We start from the raw sequence: 16,092 nt of genomic DNA on the forward strand, positions 1-16,092 counted from the left end.
TCTGCCGAACGCAGCAGCAGTGGGTTACGCGAAGGAGACAGGCAGATGTCCGGCCACTCTAAATGGGCTACGACGAAGCACAAGAAGGCCGTGATCGATGCCAAGCGCGGCAAGCTCTTCGCGAAGCTGATCAAGAACGTCGAGGTCGCGGCACGCACCGGCGGAGCCGACCCCGAGGGCAACCCGACTCTCGTCGACGCCATCCAGAAGGCGAAGAAGAGTTCTGTCCCCAACAAGAACATCGACTCCGCGGTCAAGCGCGGCGCCGGTCTCGAGGCGGGCGGCGTCGACTACCAGACGATCATGTACGAGGGTTACGGCCCGAACGGCGTCGCGGTGCTCATCGAGTGCCTCACCGACAACCGCAACCGCGCGGCCTCCGACGTACGTGTCGCGATGACCCGCAACGGCGGCTCGATGGCCGACCCGGGCTCCGTCTCGTACCTCTTCAACCGCAAGGGCGTCGTGATCGTCCCCAAGGGCGAGCTGACCGAGGACGACGTCCTCGGCGCCGTCCTTGACGCGGGTGCCGAAGAGGTCAACGACCTGGGTGAGTCGTACGAGGTCGTCAGTGAGGCCACCGACATGGTCGCGGTCCGCACCGCGCTCCAGGAGGCGGGCATCGACTACGACTCGGCCGAGGCCAACTTCCTTCCGACCATGCAGGTCGAGCTGGACGAAGAGGGCGCGCGCAAGATCTTCAAGCTGATCGACGCGCTGGAGGACAGCGACGACGTGCAGAACGTCTTCGCCAACTTCGATGTCTCGGACGAGGTCATGGAGAAGGTCGACGCCTGACAGGCAGTCAAGCGGCGGGCCGACGGGACACACCCCGTCGGCCCGCCGTCGTTGTCAGAGGCCCCGGTTAGCCTGAGGGCCGAAACCATCAATTGAGAATCCACGATGGCGAGCAGCCACCTCCGCGAGAGCGGCTGGGGGCACCTCCCAACCCGCTAGGGCCAGGGGGAGGTTCAGCCAAAAAGGGGGAGGGGGCGCACGATGCGGGTACTGGGCGTGGACCCAGGACTGACCCGGTGCGGCGTCGGCGTGGTCGAAGGCGTCGCCGGCCGGCCCCTGACGATGCTCGGCGTAGGAGTCGTGCGCACGCCGGCCGACGCGGAGCTCGGCGCCAGACTGGTAGCCATCGAGCAGGGCATGGAGCAGTGGCTCGACGAGCACCGGCCCGAATTCGTCGCGGTGGAGCGGGTGTTCAGCCAGCACAATGTGCGTACGGTCATGGGCACCGCCCAGGCCAGCGCGGTCGCCATGCTCTGCGCCTCCCGCCGAGGCATCCCCGTCGCCCTGCACACCCCCAGCGAGGTCAAGGCCGCCGTCACCGGCAGCGGCCGGGCCGACAAGGCACAGGTCGGGGCGATGGTGACCCGGCTGCTGCGGCTCGACGCCCCGCCCAGGCCGGCCGACGCGGCGGACGCCCTCGCCCTCGCCATCTGTCACATCTGGCGCGCTCCCGCGCAAAACCGCCTCCAGCAAGCCGTCGCACTGCACGCATCGAAAGGCCGTACCTCATGATCGCCTTTGTGAGCGGCCCGGTCGCCGCCCTCGCCCCCACCACCGCGGTCATCGAGGTCGGCGGAGTCGGCATGGCCGTCCAGTGCACGCCGAACACCCTCTCCGAACTCCGCATCGGCAAGGAGGCCAAGCTCGCCACCTCCCTGGTCGTACGGGAGGACTCGCTCACGCTCTATGGCTTCGCGGACGACGACGAGCGTCAGGTCTTCGAGCTCCTGCAGACCGCGAGCGGCGTGGGGCCCCGGCTGGCTCAGGCGATGATCGCCGTGCACACCCCGGACGCCCTGCGCGTCGCCGTGGCGACGGGCGACGAGAAGGCACTGACCGCCGTGCCGGGCATCGGCAAGAAGGGCGCCCAGAAGCTGCTGCTCGAACTGAAGGACCGGCTCGGCGAACCGGTCGGCGCGCACATCGGCAGGCAGGGCATCGGCTCCGCCGTCTCCGCCTCCTGGCGCGACCAGCTGCACGCCGCGCTGATCGGCCTCGGCTACGCCACCCGTGAGGCCGACGAGGCGGTCGCCGCGGTCGCGCCGCAGGCCGAGGCCGCCGAGAGCACACCGCATGTGGGCCAGCTCCTCAAGGCCGCCCTGCAGACCCTGAACCGCACCCGCTGACCCTGCTCGACCACGCTGCCCCCTCTGCCCCCTCCGACTCCCGCTGACCCCTCTGACCGCCGAACTCGCGAGGCAATCGACTGTGAACTGGGACGACACCGCACCGCCGACCGACGACATCGCCGCCGACCGGCTCGTCGGTGGGTCAGCCGACGGCGAGGACCAGGCAGTCGAGGCGGCGCTGCGGCCGAAGTCGCTGGACGAGTTCGTCGGCCAGGAGCGCGTCCGCGAGCAGCTGGACCTCGTCCTGAAAGCGGCACTCGCCCGCGGCGCCACCGCCGACCACGTCCTGCTCTCCGGCGCCCCCGGCCTCGGCAAGACGACCCTCTCCCTGATCATCGCGGCGGAGATGAACGCCCCGATCCGCATCACCTCCGGCCCCGCCATCCAGCACGCCGGCGACCTGGCCGCGATCCTCTCCTCCCTCCAGGAGGGCGAGGTGCTCTTTCTCGACGAGATCCACCGGATGTCCCGGCCCGCCGAGGAGATGCTCTACATGGCCATGGAGGACTTCCGGGTCGACGTGATCGTCGGCAAGGGCCCGGGGGCCACCGCCATCCCGCTCGAACTCCCGCCGTTCACCCTGGTCGGCGCCACCACCAGGGCCGGGCTGCTGCCGTCCCCGCTGCGCGACCGCTTCGGCTTCACCGCGCACATGGAGTTCTACGACCCCGCCGAGCTGGAGCGCGTCATCCACCGCTCCGCCCAGCTCCTCGACGTCGACATAGAGGCCGACGGCGCCGCCGAGATCGCCGGCCGCTCCCGCGGCACGCCCCGTATCGCCAACCGTCTGCTGCGCCGCGTCCGCGACTACGCCCAGGTCAAGCTGGACGGCCGGATCACCCGCGAGGTGGCCGCCGCCGCCCTGAAGGTGTACGAGGTCGACGCCCGTGGGCTCGACCGCCTCGACCGTGCCGTGCTCCAGGCGCTGCTGGGTCTTTTCGGCGGCGGCCCGGTGGGGCTGTCCACGCTCGCGGTGGCCGTCGGGGAGGAGCGCGAGACGGTCGAGGAGGTGGCCGAGCCCTTCCTGGTACGGGAGGGACTGCTGGCCAGGACCCCGCGTGGGCGGGTCGCCACCCCTGCCGCCTGGGCCCACCTCGGTCTCGTACCACCGCAGCATGCCCCCGGCGCAGGCGGACAACAGGGGCTGTTCGGGACGTGACGGCGCGGAGTCTCGCCGGGCCAGGAACCACGGTGGGATGCTGGGCGTTGTTCCAATGATGCGGACTCGCTTAGACTCCGCCGATGCCGCCCTTACAGGTCGGCGTACCCACCCCCGTAGATAAGGCCGCCTCGTCAGTGCGGTCGTGCGAAGGAAGTTCCGTCCCGTGAGTCTCGTGACCCTCCTCCCCTTCATTGTGCTCATCGGGGCCATGTTCCTGATGACCAGGTCGGCCAAGAAGAAGCAGCAGGCGGCCGCCCACATGCGTGACCAGATGCAGCCCGGCACCGGCGTCCGGACGATCGGGGGGATGTACGCCACCGTCAAGGAGCTTCACGACGACACCGTCCTCCTTGAGGTGGCCCCCGGCGTCCACGCCGTCTACGCCAAGAACTCCATCGGCGCGGTCCTCGACGACGAGGAGTACAACCGCATCGTGCACGGCGACGGTCACCTCAAGGTCGACGGCCCCGTCGTGCCGGACGACGCTTCCTCGCTGACCGAGGCCGCCGGCGCCGGCTCCTCGGACGACGCCAAGATCGACCTCGGCAAGAAGCCCGAGGCTCCCGCGGCCGACGTCGCCGAGCCGAAGGACGAAGCCGAGCCGAAGGACGTCGCCGAGCCGAAGGACGACGTCGTGCCCAAGGACGGCAAGGCCGACGGCGAGACCGACGCGAAGTAGCCATGCGAAGGGACCGCAAGGGCGCCCACCGGCGCCCCGGCGGTCCCTCGGTCGTGTTGATTTCTGCGGGGGCAGGTCCCCACAACACTTCGTGGCCGCTTCGGCGCACACCCGGCGCGGGGCGGTTGGACAGGGAGAAACGAGAAGGTGGCAGCACCGAATAGGGGCCGAAGGCCCGCGGGGGCTCAGAGCAGGCCGGGGCGCGCCCTGGTACTGATTCTGATCGCCATGGTCGCGCTCACTGGCGGGATGTTCTGGGCGGGTCAGCTCAAGCCGCGTCTGGGCATCGACCTGGCGGGCGGTACGACCATCACGCTCGAGGCGAAGAACCAGCCCGGCCAAGAGAACGCCATCAACGAGACCAACATGAACACCGCGGTCGGCATCATCGAGCGCCGTGTCAATGGTCTGGGCGTCTCCGAGGCCGAGGTCCAGACTCAGGGCGAGCGCAACATCATCGTCAACATCCCCAAGGGGACGAATTCCAAGCAGGCCCGTGAGCAGGTCGGCACCACCGCCCAGCTCTTCTTCCGGCCCGTGCTGACCGTCGCCCCCGGCGGCCCCACCTCTCCGCAGCCCTCCCCGAGCCCCTCGGCATCGGACAAGGCCAAGGACAAGGCCAAGGACGGCAAACAGACGGCCAACCCGCCGTCCGGCACCCCTTCGCCGACTGCGACGGCGCAGGGCCGCGCGGTGACCGACGCCCTGAAGGCGCCGACACCCACGCCGACCCCCTCCGGGACGGGCAAGCCGAAGTCCTCCGACACGCCGAAGCCGCCCCCCACCGGCGACACGGCGGCCACCGACAAGCTGCAGAAGGCGTTCCTGGCCCTCGACTGCACGAACAAGCAGGCCCGCGTCAAGATCGGTGAGAACGTCAAGCCCGGCGAGCCGACCGTCGGCTGCGGCCAGAACTCGGACGGCCAGTGGGAGAAGTACCTCCTCGGTCCGGCCGAGGTCGACGGCAAGGACGTCGACGACGCCAAGGGCCAGCTGGACCAGCAGCGTGGCATGTGGATCGTCACGATGGACTTCACCAACAGCGGTGCCAAGAAGTTCCAGAAGATCACCGGCAGGCTCTCCCAGCAGCAGGCGCCGATGAACCAGTTCGCCATCGTCCTCGACGGCGAAGTGGTCTCAGCGCCCTCGGTGCGCACGGCGCTGAGCGCCAACGCCGAGATCTCCGGAAACTTCACCCAGGAGTCCGCGCAGGACCTGGGCAACATCCTGTCGTACGGCGCGCTCCCGCTCTCCTTCGAGGAGCAGAGCGTCACCACCGTCACCGCCGCGCTCGGCGGCGAGCAGCTCAAGGCGGGTCTGATCGCCGGTGCGATCGGCCTCGCGCTGGTCATCATCTACCTGGTGGCGTACTACCGCGGCCTGGCTCTGATCGCGATTCTCAGCCTCATGGTCTCCGCGATCCTGACGTACACGATCATGGCGCTGCTCGGCCCGGCCATCGGCTTCGCGCTGAACCTGCCGGCGGTCTGCGGAGCGATCGTCGCGATCGGCATCACAGCCGACTCGTTCATCGTGTACTTCGAACGCATCCGGGACGAGATCCGCGAGGGCCGTACGCTGCGGCCCGCCGTCGAGCGTGCCTGGCCGCGCGCCCGGCGCACCATCCTGGTCTCCGACTTCGTGTCGTTCCTCGCCGCCGCGGTGCTGTTCGTCGTCACCGTCGGCAAGGTCCAGGGCTTCGCGTTCACGCTGGGCCTGACCACCGTGCTCGACGTCGTCGTGGTGTTCTTCTTCACCAAGCCGGTGATGACGCTCCTCGCCCGCAAGAGGTTCTTCGCGAACGGCCACCCGTGGTCCGGACTGGACCCGAAGCGGCTCGGCGCCAAGCCCCCGCTGCGCCGCTCCCGCCGCGCCTCCGCCCCCACCGACCCGAAGGAGGCGTGAGATGTCCCGACTCGGCAATCTCGGCGCCCGGCTCTACCGCGGTGAGGTCGGCTATGACTTCATCGGCAAGCGGAAGATCTGGTACGGCCTCTCGATCCTGATCACCATCACCGCCATCCTCGGCCTGGCGGTGCAAGGCCTGAACATGGGCATCGAGTTCAAGGGCGGCGCCGTCTTCAACACCCCCAAGACGAGCGCCTCGGTCTCCCAGGCACAGAACGCCGCGGAGGAGGCCTCCGGTCACCCCGCGATCGTCCAGAAGCTCGGCAACGGCGGACTGCGCATCCAGGTCAGCGAGCTCGACACCCAGCAGGCCGACAGGGTCAAGACCGAGCTCTCCGAGAGCCTCAAGGTCGACTCGGAGAAGATCAACGCCGAGCTCGTCGGACCCAGCTGGGGCGAGCAGATCGCCAACAAGGCATGGACCGGCCTCGGGATCTTCATGATCCTCGTCGTGATCTATCTCGCGATCGCGTTCGAGTGGCGCATGGCGGTCGCGGCCCTGATCGCCCTGATCCACGACATCACGATCACCGTCGGTGTGTACGCGCTGGTCGGTTTCGAGGTCACGCCGGGCACCGTGATCGGTCTGCTCACAATCCTCGGTTACTCGCTCTACGACACGGTCGTCGTCTTCGACTCCCTCAAGGAGGGCTCGAAGGACATCACCAAGCAGACCCGCTGGACCTACAGCGACGTCGCCAACCGCAGCATCAACAGCACCCTGGTGCGTTCCATCAACACCACGGTCGTCGCGCTGCTGCCGGTGGCGGGCCTGCTGTTCATCGGTGGCGGTGTGCTCGGCGCGGGCATGCTCAACGACATCTCGCTGTCGCTCTTCGTCGGCCTGGCGGCCGGTGCGTACTCCTCGATCTTCATCGCCACGCCGCTCGTCGCCGACCTCAAGGAACGCGAGCCGCAGATGAAGGCCCTGAAGAAGCGGGTGCTCGCCAAGCGCGCGGCGGCCGCCGCGAAGGGCGAGTCGGCCGACGACTCCGATGAGCGGCAGGACGCGGCGCCGGACGACGCCGCGACGGCCGGCGCCGTCGTGGGCCCGCGCGGCCGCGGCCGCGGCCGTCCCTCGGGCAGGCGCCGATGACGGTCGGCATACAGGAGCTGCTGCTCAGCCGCATCCGGGACGTCGCGGACTATCCGAAGCCGGGGGTGATGTTCAAGGACATCACGCCCCTGCTCGCGGACCCGGAGGCCTTCGGGGCTCTCACCGACGTGCTCGCCGTGCTGTGCGCGCGCCACGAGGCCACGAAGATCGTCGGCCTGGAGGCGCGCGGTTTCATCCTGGGCGCGCCGGTCGCCGTCCGCGCCGGGCTCGGCTTCATTCCCGTACGCAAGGCGGGCAAGCTCCCCGGAGCGACGCTCTCGCAGGCGTACGAGCTGGAGTACGGCCGAGCCGAGATCGAGGTGCACGCCGAGGACCTGCGGGCGGGCGACCGCGTCATGGTCATCGACGATGTGCTTGCCACGGGAGGCACCGCCGAGGCTTCGCTGGATCTCATCCGGCGCGCCGGAGCCGATGTCGCGGGCGTATCGGTCCTGATGGAGCTCGGCTTCCTCGGCGGCCGGGCGCGTCTGGAGCCGGCGCTGCGCGGGGCCCCGCTGGAGGCTCTGATCACGCTCTGACGCCACGCGTCGCCGCTTGGACGCCACGTGTCGTTGTACCGATGGGCGCCCCGGGAATCTTCCCGGGGCGCCCATTCGTTCTCTCCTTCCACGACCACACGGCTTCCACGACCACACGGCGCAAGGCCCGGCCACGATCACAGGGCGGCGCGCAGTGAGGGGACGGCGTTCGCAGAGGCTCGTGTGTCCCATCTGTCATGTCCGGAGCCACAGCCTCATGAGCACCGGGACGCCGAGGTCGATACCATGGCTTCTCCGGACCTGACCGGGGACCCGGAACCGCACGAGGAGTGCTCTTGCCAGACAAGGCCCACCCCGCCGCCGCGCAGCCCGACCAGAAGGCCGAAAAGGCCGCGGCAGCCCCTGTCACGCCCGAGAGCAAGCCGGCCGGGAACCCGAAGCCGGCAGCGCCCGAGCGGAGCGAGACGGGCGTCCCCCCTGCCGAAGTCCCCCAGCTACCGCTGGGAGGTGCCTCCAGGGAAGGCGCGAACGGTGCGGCCCCCGCCTCTGCTCCCGCTCCCACCCCGACGCCCGCCCCCCGGCCCACGCCCGCGGTCGTGCCCCGGACCGGCGGCTCGTCGAACCGTGTGCGCGCCCGCCTCGCCCGCCTCGGCGTCCAGCGCTCGTCGCCGTACAACCCCGTCCTGGAGCCTCTGCTGCGGATAGTGCGCAGCAACGACCCCAAGATCGAGACCTCCACGCTCCGCCAGATCGAGCGCGCCTACCAGGTGGCCGAGCGCTGGCACCGCGGCCAGAAGCGCAAGAGCGGCGACCCGTACATCACGCACCCGCTCGCCGTCACCACCATCCTCGCCGAGCTCGGCATGGACCCGGCGACCCTGATGGCCGGGCTGCTGCACGACACCGTCGAGGACACCGAGTACGGCCTGGACACCCTGCGCCGCGATTTCGGCGACCAGGTCGCCCTCCTCGTCGACGGCGTCACCAAGCTGGACAAGGTCAAGTTCGGCGAGGCCGCGCAGGCCGAGACCGTACGCAAGATGGTCGTCGCCATGGCCAAGGACCCGCGCGTCCTGGTCATCAAGCTCGCCGACCGGCTGCACAACATGCGCACCATGCGCTATCTCAAGCGGGAGAAGCAGGAGAAGAAGGCCCGCGAGACCCTCGAGATCTACGCGCCGCTGGCCCACCGGCTGGGCATGAACACCATCAAGTGGGAGCTGGAGGACCTCGCCTTCGCGATCCTCTACCCCAAGATGTACGACGAGATCGTGCGGCTCGTCGCCGAGCGCGCGCCCAAGCGCGACGAGTATCTGGCCATAGTGACCGACGAGGTCCAGTCCGATCTGCGCGCCGCCCGTATCAAGGCCACCGTCACCGGACGGCCCAAGCACTACTACAGCGTCTACCAGAAGATGATCGTCCGCGGCCGTGACTTCGCGGAGATCTACGACCTGGTGGGTATCCGCGTCCTCGTCGACACCGTCCGCGACTGCTACGCGGCGCTCGGCACCGTCCATGCGCGATGGAACCCGGTCCCGGGCCGGTTCAAGGATTACATCGCGATGCCCAAGTTCAACATGTACCAGTCGCTGCACACCACGGTGATCGGTCCCAACGGCAAGCCCGTCGAGCTGCAGATCCGCACCTTCGACATGCACCGACGCGCCGAGTACGGCATCGCCGCGCACTGGAAGTACAAGCAGGAGCCCTCCGCCGGCGCCTCCAAGGTGCGTACGGACGTGCCGAAGCGGGCCGGCAAGGACGATGCCGTCAATGACATGGCGTGGCTGCGCCAGTTGCTGGACTGGCAGAAGGAGACCGAGGACCCCAGCGAGTTCCTGGAGTCCCTGCGCTTCGACCTCTCCCGCAACGAAGTCTTCGTCTTCACGCCGAAGGGCGACGTCATAGCGCTTCCGGCAGGCGCGACGCCGGTCGACTTCGCGTACGCCGTCCATACGGAAGTCGGCCACCGGACCATAGGGGCGCGGGTCAACGGGCGGCTCGTACCGCTCGAATCGACCCTCGACAACGGCGACCTGGTGGAGGTCTTCACCTCCAAGGCGGAGGGCGCGGGCCCCTCCCGCGACTGGCTGGGCTTCGTCAAGTCGCCCCGGGCACGCAACAAGATCCGCGCCTGGTTCTCCAAGGAGCGCCGCGACGAGGCGATCGAGCACGGCAAGGACGCCATCGCACGGGCGATGCGCAAACAGAACCTGCCGATCCAGCGCATCCTCACCGGCGATTCGCTGGTCACGCTCGCGCACGAGATGCGCTACCCCGACATCTCGTCCCTGTACGCGGCGATCGGCGAGGGCCATGTGGCCGCGCAGGGCGTCGTCCAGAAGCTGGTGCAGGCCCTCGGCGGCGAGGAGGCGGCCAATGAGGACATCGCCGAGAGCGCACCGCCCGCGCGCGGCCGCAAGCGGCGTGCCAACGCCGACCCCGGTGTTGTCGTCAAGGGCGTCGAGGACGTCTGGGTCAAACTCGCCCGCTGTTGTACGCCCGTCCCCGGCGACCCCATCATCGGCTTTGTCACGCGCGGCAGTGGCGTATCGGTTCACCGCGCGGACTGTGTGAACGTCGACTCGCTCTCGCAGCAGCCGGAGCGCATCCTCGACGTCGAGTGGGCTCCGACCCAGTCCTCGGTCTTCCTGGTCGCCATCCAGGTCGAGGCGCTCGACCGGTCCAGGCTCCTCTCGGACGTCACGCGCGTGCTGTCCGACCAGCACGTCAACATCCTCTCGGCGGCCGTCCAGACCTCCCGCGACCGGGTGGCCACCTCGCGCTTCACCTTCGAGATGGGCGACCCGAAGCACCTCGGGCACGTACTGAAGGCGGTACGGGGCGTGGAGGGCGTCTACGACGTGTACCGGGTGACCTCGGCGCGCCGCCCGTAGCCGCGCATACGAGAGGCGGCCCAGGTACTCACGTACCTGGGCCGCCTTTTCGCAACGGCTGCATCAGCCGTCAATTGAGCAACCCGTACGGAGAGCAACCCCCTCCGCGAGCGCGGCGCCGGTTCAGGCGCACAGGCAGCGTCAGCCGCCGAACTCCTCAAGGCCCTTCAGCGCCTGGTCGAGCAGCGCCTGCCGGCCCTCGAGCTCCTTGGCGAGCTTGTCCGCCTTGGCGTTGTTGCCCGCCGTGCGCGCCGCGTCGATCTGCCCGCGCAGCTTGTCCACGGCCGCCTGCAGCTGGCCCGTCAGACCCTCGGCACGCGCACGCGCCTCCGGGTTCGTCCGGCGCCACTCGTTCTCCTCGGACTCCTGCAGCGCCCGCTCCACCGCGTGCATCCGGCCCTCGACCTTGGGACGGGCGTCCCGCGGCACATGGCCGATGGCCTCCCAGCGCTCGTTGATCGAACGGAAGGCGGCACGCGCCGCCTTCAGATCCGTCACCGGCACCAGCTTCTCGGCCTCGGCGGCGAGTTCCTCCTTGAGCTTGAGGTTCTCGCCCTGCTCGGCGTCGCGCTCCGCGAAGACGCCGCTGCGCGCGGCGAAGAAGACGTCCTGCGCACCGCGGAAACGGTTCCACAGATCGTCCTCGGCCTCGCGCTGGGCCCGGCCCGCGGCCTTCCACTCCGCCATCAGCTCGCGGTAGCGGGCGGCCGTCGTGCCCCAGTCGGTGGAGCCGGCGAGCGACTCGGCCTCGGCAACCAGCTTCTCCTTGGCCTTACGGGCCTCCTCGCGCTGCGCGTCCAGCGAGGCGAAGTGCGCCTTGCGGCGCTTGGAGAACGCAGAGCGGGCGTGCGAGAAGCGGTGCCACAGCTCGTCGTCGGACTTCCGGTCGAGCCGGGGAAGGCCCTTCCAGGTGTCCACCAGCGCTCGCAGCCGCTCACCGGCCGCACGCCACTGCTCGCTCTGCGCCAGCTCCTCGGCCTCGGTGACCAGGGCCTGCTTGGCGTGCCGCGCCTCGTCGTTCTGCTTCGCCTTCTGGACCTTGCGCTCCTCGCGGCGCTTCTCGACCGTCGCGACGAGCGCGTCGAGGCGCTTGCCCAGCGCGTCGAGGTCACCCACGGCGTGATGCTCGTCCACCTGCTGGCGCAGATGGTCGATGGCGGTCTGCGCGTCCTTGGCCGAGAGATCGGTGGTCTTCACCCGCCGCTCGAGGAGGCCGATCTCGACCACCAAGCCCTCGTACTTGCGCTCGAAATAGGCCAGAGCCTCCTCGGGAGAACCGGCCTGCCACGATCCGACGACCTTCTCGCCATCGGCAGTACGCACGTACACGGTGCCCGTCTCATCGACACGGCCCCACGGGTCGCTGCTCACAGCGCCTCCTCCACCTGATGCCTGCGAGGGGGTTCGCCCCCCGGGCATCGTCCACAGTTTCCTGGACGGGCCTCGCCCGTCTTCCACAGCGCGAATCGAGGCCCGCGCTGCACAACGCCAATCTAGGCGACCGGCCGCCCGGCTGTCCGCACTCAGCACGTCCGAATTCCCCCGGTCACACCTTCGGTACGGCCGCCTTCTCAATGGTGACGGCCTTCTTCGGAGCCCCGTCCTGCGCCCCGCCAGAGACGCCTCCCTTCGCCACTGCCTCGACGACCTTCAGGCCCGCCGCGTCCATGGTTCCGAACGGTGTGTAGCCGGGCGGCAGCTTGGTGTCCTTGTAGACGAGGAAGAACTGGCTGCCACCGGAGTTCGGCTGACCGGTGTTGGCCATCGCCACGGTCCCGGCCGGATACGTCACGGTGCCGTCGGTGCCCGCCTTGCCCAGCGAGGTCAGATTCTCGTCGGGGATCGTGTAGCCGGGCCCGCCGGTGCCGTCGCCCTTCGGGTCGCCGCACTGCAGCACGAAAATGCCCTGCGTGGTCAGCCGGTGGCACTTAGTGCCGTTGAAGAAGCCCTTGTCCGCCAGGGACTTGAAGGAGTTCACGGTGCGCGGGGTCTTCGCCGCGTCCATCGCGATCTTGATTGCGCCGTGGTTCGTCGTGAGCGCCATCGAGTACTTCGCCTTCTTGTCGATCGACAAGGCGGGCTCGGGCGCGGTGCTCTCACTCTGGGACGGCGAAGCGCTGGGGGACTGCCTGTCGTCCGCCGCCGAGCCGTCGGCCTTGGCATCCCCGTCGGACAGCCCGACGGAGGCATAGGCCGCGGCGCCCGCGGCGAGCACCACGGCGAGCGCGGCCGCGATGATCGTGTTCCGCTGCTTCCTCTTACGTGACTGCTGCCGACGCTGCTGCTGGCGCTCGAACTTCTCCCTGGCGAGCTGCCGCCGCCGCTGATCGCTGGTGACCACCGGGTCTTCTCCTTGTACGTCCGAGTCCTGTACGCCGGCGTCGCATGATGCCGACCGGCCGCGTGTGCCCCGTACCGTATACGGGTTGGCTGTGGGACGAGCAGCGCCGGTAGGCTCTGATCTGCTGCAATTCGACGCAGCAATTCCCTCTCGACGACCACACAGAGGACGATCGTGCTTATTGCCGGGTTCCCCGCCGGGGCCTGGGGGACCAACTGTTACCTGGTCGCCCCCGCCGCAGGCGAGGAGTGCGTGATCATCGACCCGGGCCACCAGGCCACCGAAGGCGTCGAGGAAGCGCTCAAGAAGCATCGGCTCAAGCCCGTCGCCGTCGTCCTCACCCATGGCCACATCGACCACGTCGCATCCGTCGTCCCGGTGTGCGGCGCGCACGACGTACCGGCGTGGATCCACCCCGCCGACCGGTACATGATGAGCGACCCGGAGAAGGCGCTGGGCCTGTCGATCGGGATGCCGCTGATGGGCGAGCTGACCGTGGGGGAGCCGGACGACGTCAAGGAACTGGCCGACGGCGCCGAGCTGCGCCTGGCCGGTCTCGACTTCTCGGTCGCGCATGCGCCCGGCCATACGAAGGGGTCGGTGACCTTCCGGATGCCCGAGTCCGCGGACGTGCCGTCCGTGTTCTTCTCGGGTGACCTGCTGTTCGCCGGCTCCATCGGACGCACGGACCTGCCCGGCGGCGACATGGCCGAGATGCTCGAGTCGCTGGCGCGTGTGTGCCTCCCACTCGACGACTCGACCGTGGTGCTGTCCGGCCACGGCCCCCAGACGACCATCGGCCGCGAGCGCGCCGGCAATCCCTATCTACGGGAGGTGTCTTCCGGGGGAGACCCCCAGACCCCCCGGCCCGCCGGCCTCGGGAGCGCCGAAGCTCCCCGACGAGGAATGTGACGAGAGTTTCCCGTGAGCACTTTTCAGGCCCCCAAGGGCACGTACGACCTGATCCCGCCGACGTCCGCGAAGTATCTGGCGGTGCGCGACGCGATCTCCGCGCCCCTGAAGAACTCCGGCTACGGCTACATCGAGACACCCGGCTTCGAGAACGTCGAGCTGTTCTCGCGCGGCGTCGGAGAGTCCACCGACATCGTCTCCAAGGAGATGTACGCCTTTGAGACCAAGGGCGGCGACAAGCTCGCGCTGCGCCCCGAAGGCACCGCGTCCGTGCTCCGCGCGGCGCTGGAGGCCAACCTCCACAAGCTCGGCAACCTGCCGGTCAAGCTCTGGTACTCGGGCTCGTACTACCGCTACGAGCGTCCGCAGAAGGGCCGCTACAGGCACTTCTCGCAGGTCGGCGCCGAGGCGATCGGCGCGGAGGACCCGGCGCTGGATGCCGAGTTGATCATCCTGGCAGACCAGGCGTACCGCTCGCTCGGGCTGCGCCAGTTCCGCATCCTGCTGAACTCCCTGGGCGACAAGGAGTGCCGCCCTGTCTACCGGGACGCGCTGCAGGGCTTTCTGCGCGGGCTCGACCTGGACGAGGACACCCGGCGCCGGATCGACATCAACCCGCTGCGGGTCCTCGACGACAAGCGCCCGGAGGTCCAGAAGCAGCTGGCGGGCGCGCCGATGCTGCGCGACTACCTGTGCGACGCGTGCAAGGCGTACCACGAGGAGGTGCGTGAGCTGCTGACCGCGGCGGGCGTCGCGTACGAGGACGACGAGAAGCTGGTGCGCGGCCTCGACTACTACACCCGTACCACCTTCGAGTTCATCCACGACGGTCTCGGCTCGCAGTCCGCGGTGGGCGGCGGCGGCCGCTACGACGGCCTCTCCGAGATGATCGGCGGCCCGGCGCTGCCGTCGGTCGGCTGGGCGCTCGGCGTGGACCGGACTGTCCTGGCCCTGGAGGCGGAGGGCATCGAGCTCGAACTCCCCGCCACGACAAGCGTGTTCGCGGTGCCGCTGGGCGAGGAGGCGAGGCGTGTGCTGTTCGGCGTGGTCACCGAGCTGCGCCGGGCGGGGGTCGCCGCGGACTTCAGCTACGGCGGGAAGGGCCTCAAGGGCGCGATGAAGAGCGCGAACCGTTCGGGGGCGCGATACGCGTTGGTCGCGGGCGAGCGCGACCTGGCGGAGGGTGTGGTCCAGCTGAAGGACATGGAGTCGGGCGAGCAGTCGCCGGTGGCGCTGGCGGACGCGGTGCCCGCGATCCGCGAACGCCTGGCCTGACGTCCCTGCACCGGGGGGGGGGGGGGGGGGGGGCGGGCCCGCGGGGGGGGCGCGCCCCCGCCCCGGCGGGCGCGGGGCGCCCCCCCCCCCCCCCCGCCCGCCCCCGGGCGCGGGGGGGGGCGCGGCCCGGCCCGCCCCGCCGGCCGGCGGGCGCGGCGGGGCCCCCCCCCCCCCCGGCGGGCCCGCGCCCGGCCCCCCCCCCCCCCCCCCCCCCCCGGTTCGGGTCAAGGTGCAACCCCTCCCGCATCGCGCGCGGTTTCGGGTCGTAGCGGGCTAAACGGGACACCGCCGCCCGCACCGTCAACTCCGCGGGCGCGGATTCGCCCTGCCAGACGATGCCGATCCGGGCCCGCCAGAGGCGGTTTCCGGACGCGGGATCCGCTCCCGGGAGCGGTAACGAGCCTGCTCGCCGGTCGTCCCGCGGGACGACCGTCCGTACATCCTTATGTCCATCGAACGGTGGACACGGGCGCCAGTGCGGCAGAATGACCGTGCCACAGCAGGCTACTGAGCGATGGAACGGCGATATGACGACTGCAGCAGTGGACGACGTGTCCTCCGAGCGTGACAACGGCTCCAAGGGCGCGATCGGCGGCAGTCGTGGGTTCGCGTGGCTTCTGGTGATCACGGGTGCGGCCGGGCTGCTGGCTTCGTGGGTCATCACGATCGACAAGTTCAAGCTGCTGGAGGACCCGTCCTTCACGCCGGGGTGCAGTCTGAATCCGGTGGTCTCCTGCGGGAACATCATGAAGAGCGAGCAGGCGTCGGCGTTCGGGTTCCCGAATCCGATGCTGGGGCTGGTGACGTACGCGATGGTGATCGCCATCGGTGTGGCGCTTCTCGCGGGTGCGCGTTACCGGCGCTGGTACTGGCTCGGGCTCAACGCCGGCACCCTGTTCGGCGTGGGTTTCTGCACCTGGCTGCAGTACCAGTCGCTGTACAACATCAACGCGCTGTGTCTGTGGTGCTCGCTGGCCTGGGTCGCCACCATCGTGATGTTCTGCTACGTCACGCTGCACAACATCGAGCACCGGATCATCAAGGTGCCCGAAGGCCTGCGCAAGGGGCTGCTGGAGTTCCACTGGATGCCGCCGGTCCTGTGGACCGGCATCATCGGGATGCTCATCCTGACCCGCTGGTGGGACTTCTGGATCGGCTGACGGGCCCCGAGG

General features: G+C 69.6%; 14 protein-coding genes. 12 read left to right on the top strand and 2 right to left on the bottom strand.

Annotated elements, in window-relative coordinates; translation table 11 throughout:
• Positions 1–45 precede the first annotated feature (45 nt).
• The 9 genes from ACFYWY_RS20430 (at position 46) to ACFYWY_RS20470 (ending at position 10,392) form a co-directional block, all read left to right on the top strand.
• On the top strand, positions 46–798 hold the full coding sequence (locus ACFYWY_RS20430; RefSeq protein WP_389188300.1) for a YebC/PmpR family DNA-binding transcriptional regulator: 753 nt from the start codon (positions 46–48) through the stop codon (positions 796–798).
• Between the two features lie 201 nt (positions 799–999).
• Positions 1,000–1,530, top strand: a complete 531-nt coding sequence (gene ruvC / locus ACFYWY_RS20435) for a crossover junction endodeoxyribonuclease RuvC (RefSeq protein WP_389188303.1) — start codon at positions 1,000–1,002, stop codon at positions 1,528–1,530.
• Entirely contained in the window at positions 1,527–2,144 is a 618-nt protein-coding gene (gene ruvA, locus ACFYWY_RS20440; RefSeq protein ID WP_389188305.1) for a Holliday junction branch migration protein RuvA, read from the top strand. The genes ruvC and ruvA overlap by 4 nt, the downstream gene beginning before the upstream one ends.
• Positions 2,145–2,226: 82 nt before the next feature.
• Positions 2,227–3,306 carry a Holliday junction branch migration DNA helicase RuvB gene (ruvB, locus tag ACFYWY_RS20445; protein ID WP_389188308.1) on the top strand — a complete coding sequence of 360 codons (1,080 nt, stop codon included), beginning with the start codon at positions 2,227–2,229 and terminating at the stop codon, positions 3,304–3,306.
• Positions 3,307–3,472: 166 nt separating this feature from the next.
• A complete protein-coding gene (gene yajC, locus ACFYWY_RS20450) occupies positions 3,473–3,988 on the top strand; it encodes a preprotein translocase subunit YajC (RefSeq protein ID WP_389188311.1) in 516 nt (171 codons plus the stop codon).
• A 147-nt stretch (positions 3,989–4,135) separates the two neighbouring features.
• Positions 4,136–5,893, top strand: a complete 1,758-nt coding sequence (secD, locus tag ACFYWY_RS20455) for a protein translocase subunit SecD (RefSeq protein ID WP_389188314.1) — start codon at positions 4,136–4,138, stop codon at positions 5,891–5,893.
• Position 5,894: 1 nt separating this feature from the next.
• Positions 5,895–6,992, top strand: a complete 1,098-nt coding sequence (secF, locus tag ACFYWY_RS20460) for a protein translocase subunit SecF (RefSeq protein WP_389188316.1) — start codon at positions 5,895–5,897, stop codon at positions 6,990–6,992.
• Complete coding sequence (locus ACFYWY_RS20465) at positions 6,989–7,531, top strand: adenine phosphoribosyltransferase (RefSeq protein ID WP_389188319.1); 543 nt, start codon at positions 6,989–6,991, stop codon at positions 7,529–7,531. Before secF ends, ACFYWY_RS20465 begins: the two co-directional genes overlap by 4 nt.
• Before the next feature lie 296 nt (positions 7,532–7,827).
• A complete protein-coding gene (locus ACFYWY_RS20470) occupies positions 7,828–10,392 on the top strand; it encodes a RelA/SpoT family protein (protein WP_389188321.1) in 2,565 nt (854 codons plus the stop codon).
• A 141-nt stretch (positions 10,393–10,533) separates the two neighbouring features.
• Here the strand turns inward: ACFYWY_RS20470 and ACFYWY_RS20475 are convergent, their stop codons facing one another.
• Positions 10,534–11,763 carry a DUF349 domain-containing protein gene (locus ACFYWY_RS20475; RefSeq protein WP_389188324.1) on the bottom strand — a complete coding sequence of 410 codons (1,230 nt, stop codon included), beginning with the start codon at positions 11,761–11,763 and terminating at the stop codon, positions 10,534–10,536.
• Positions 11,764–11,938: 175 nt separating this feature from the next.
• On the bottom strand, positions 11,939–12,733 hold the full coding sequence (locus ACFYWY_RS20480; protein ID WP_389188327.1) for a peptidylprolyl isomerase: 795 nt from the start codon (positions 12,731–12,733) through the stop codon (positions 11,939–11,941).
• A gap of 174 nt (positions 12,734–12,907) precedes the next feature.
• On the opposite strand from ACFYWY_RS20480, the gene ACFYWY_RS20485 reads away from it, so the two are divergent.
• The 3 genes from ACFYWY_RS20485 to ACFYWY_RS20495 all read left to right on the top strand — a co-directional run bounded on the left by ACFYWY_RS20485 (position 12,908) and on the right by ACFYWY_RS20495 (position 16,080).
• On the top strand, positions 12,908–13,645 hold the full coding sequence (locus ACFYWY_RS20485) for an MBL fold metallo-hydrolase (RefSeq protein ID WP_389188330.1): 738 nt from the start codon (positions 12,908–12,910) through the stop codon (positions 13,643–13,645).
• A 12-nt stretch (positions 13,646–13,657) separates the two neighbouring features.
• Complete coding sequence (gene hisS, locus ACFYWY_RS20490; protein ID WP_389188334.1) at positions 13,658–14,920, top strand: histidine--tRNA ligase; 1,263 nt, start codon at positions 13,658–13,660, stop codon at positions 14,918–14,920.
• 527 nt (positions 14,921–15,447) lie between these two features.
• Positions 15,448–16,080 (top strand): vitamin K epoxide reductase family protein, encoded by a 633-nt coding sequence (locus tag ACFYWY_RS20495; protein ID WP_389188337.1) that lies wholly within the window; start codon positions 15,448–15,450, stop codon positions 16,078–16,080.
• Positions 16,081–16,092 lie beyond the last annotated feature (12 nt).

This window comes from Streptomyces sp. NPDC002870, from assembly GCF_042888505.1.
In the GTDB taxonomy this organism is placed as follows: domain Bacteria; phylum Actinomycetota; class Actinomycetes; order Streptomycetales; family Streptomycetaceae; genus Streptomyces.

Bases quoted from the DNA above. Each gene is read 5' to 3' on its own strand.
- ACFYWY_RS20430 (WP_389188300.1), top strand. From the start codon at position 46: ATGTCCGGCCACTCTAAATGGGCTACGACGAAGCACAAGAAGGCCGTG.
- ruvC (WP_389188303.1), top strand. From the start codon at position 1,000: ATGCGGGTACTGGGCGTGGACCCAGGACTGACCCGGTGCGGCGTCGGC.
- ruvA (WP_389188305.1), top strand. From the start codon at position 1,527: ATGATCGCCTTTGTGAGCGGCCCGGTCGCCGCCCTCGCCCCCACCACC.
- secF (WP_389188316.1), top strand. From the start codon at position 5,895: ATGTCCCGACTCGGCAATCTCGGCGCCCGGCTCTACCGCGGTGAGGTC.
- ACFYWY_RS20465 (WP_389188319.1), top strand. From the start codon at position 6,989: ATGACGGTCGGCATACAGGAGCTGCTGCTCAGCCGCATCCGGGACGTC.
- ACFYWY_RS20495 (WP_389188337.1), top strand. From the start codon at position 15,448: ATGACGACTGCAGCAGTGGACGACGTGTCCTCCGAGCGTGACAACGGC.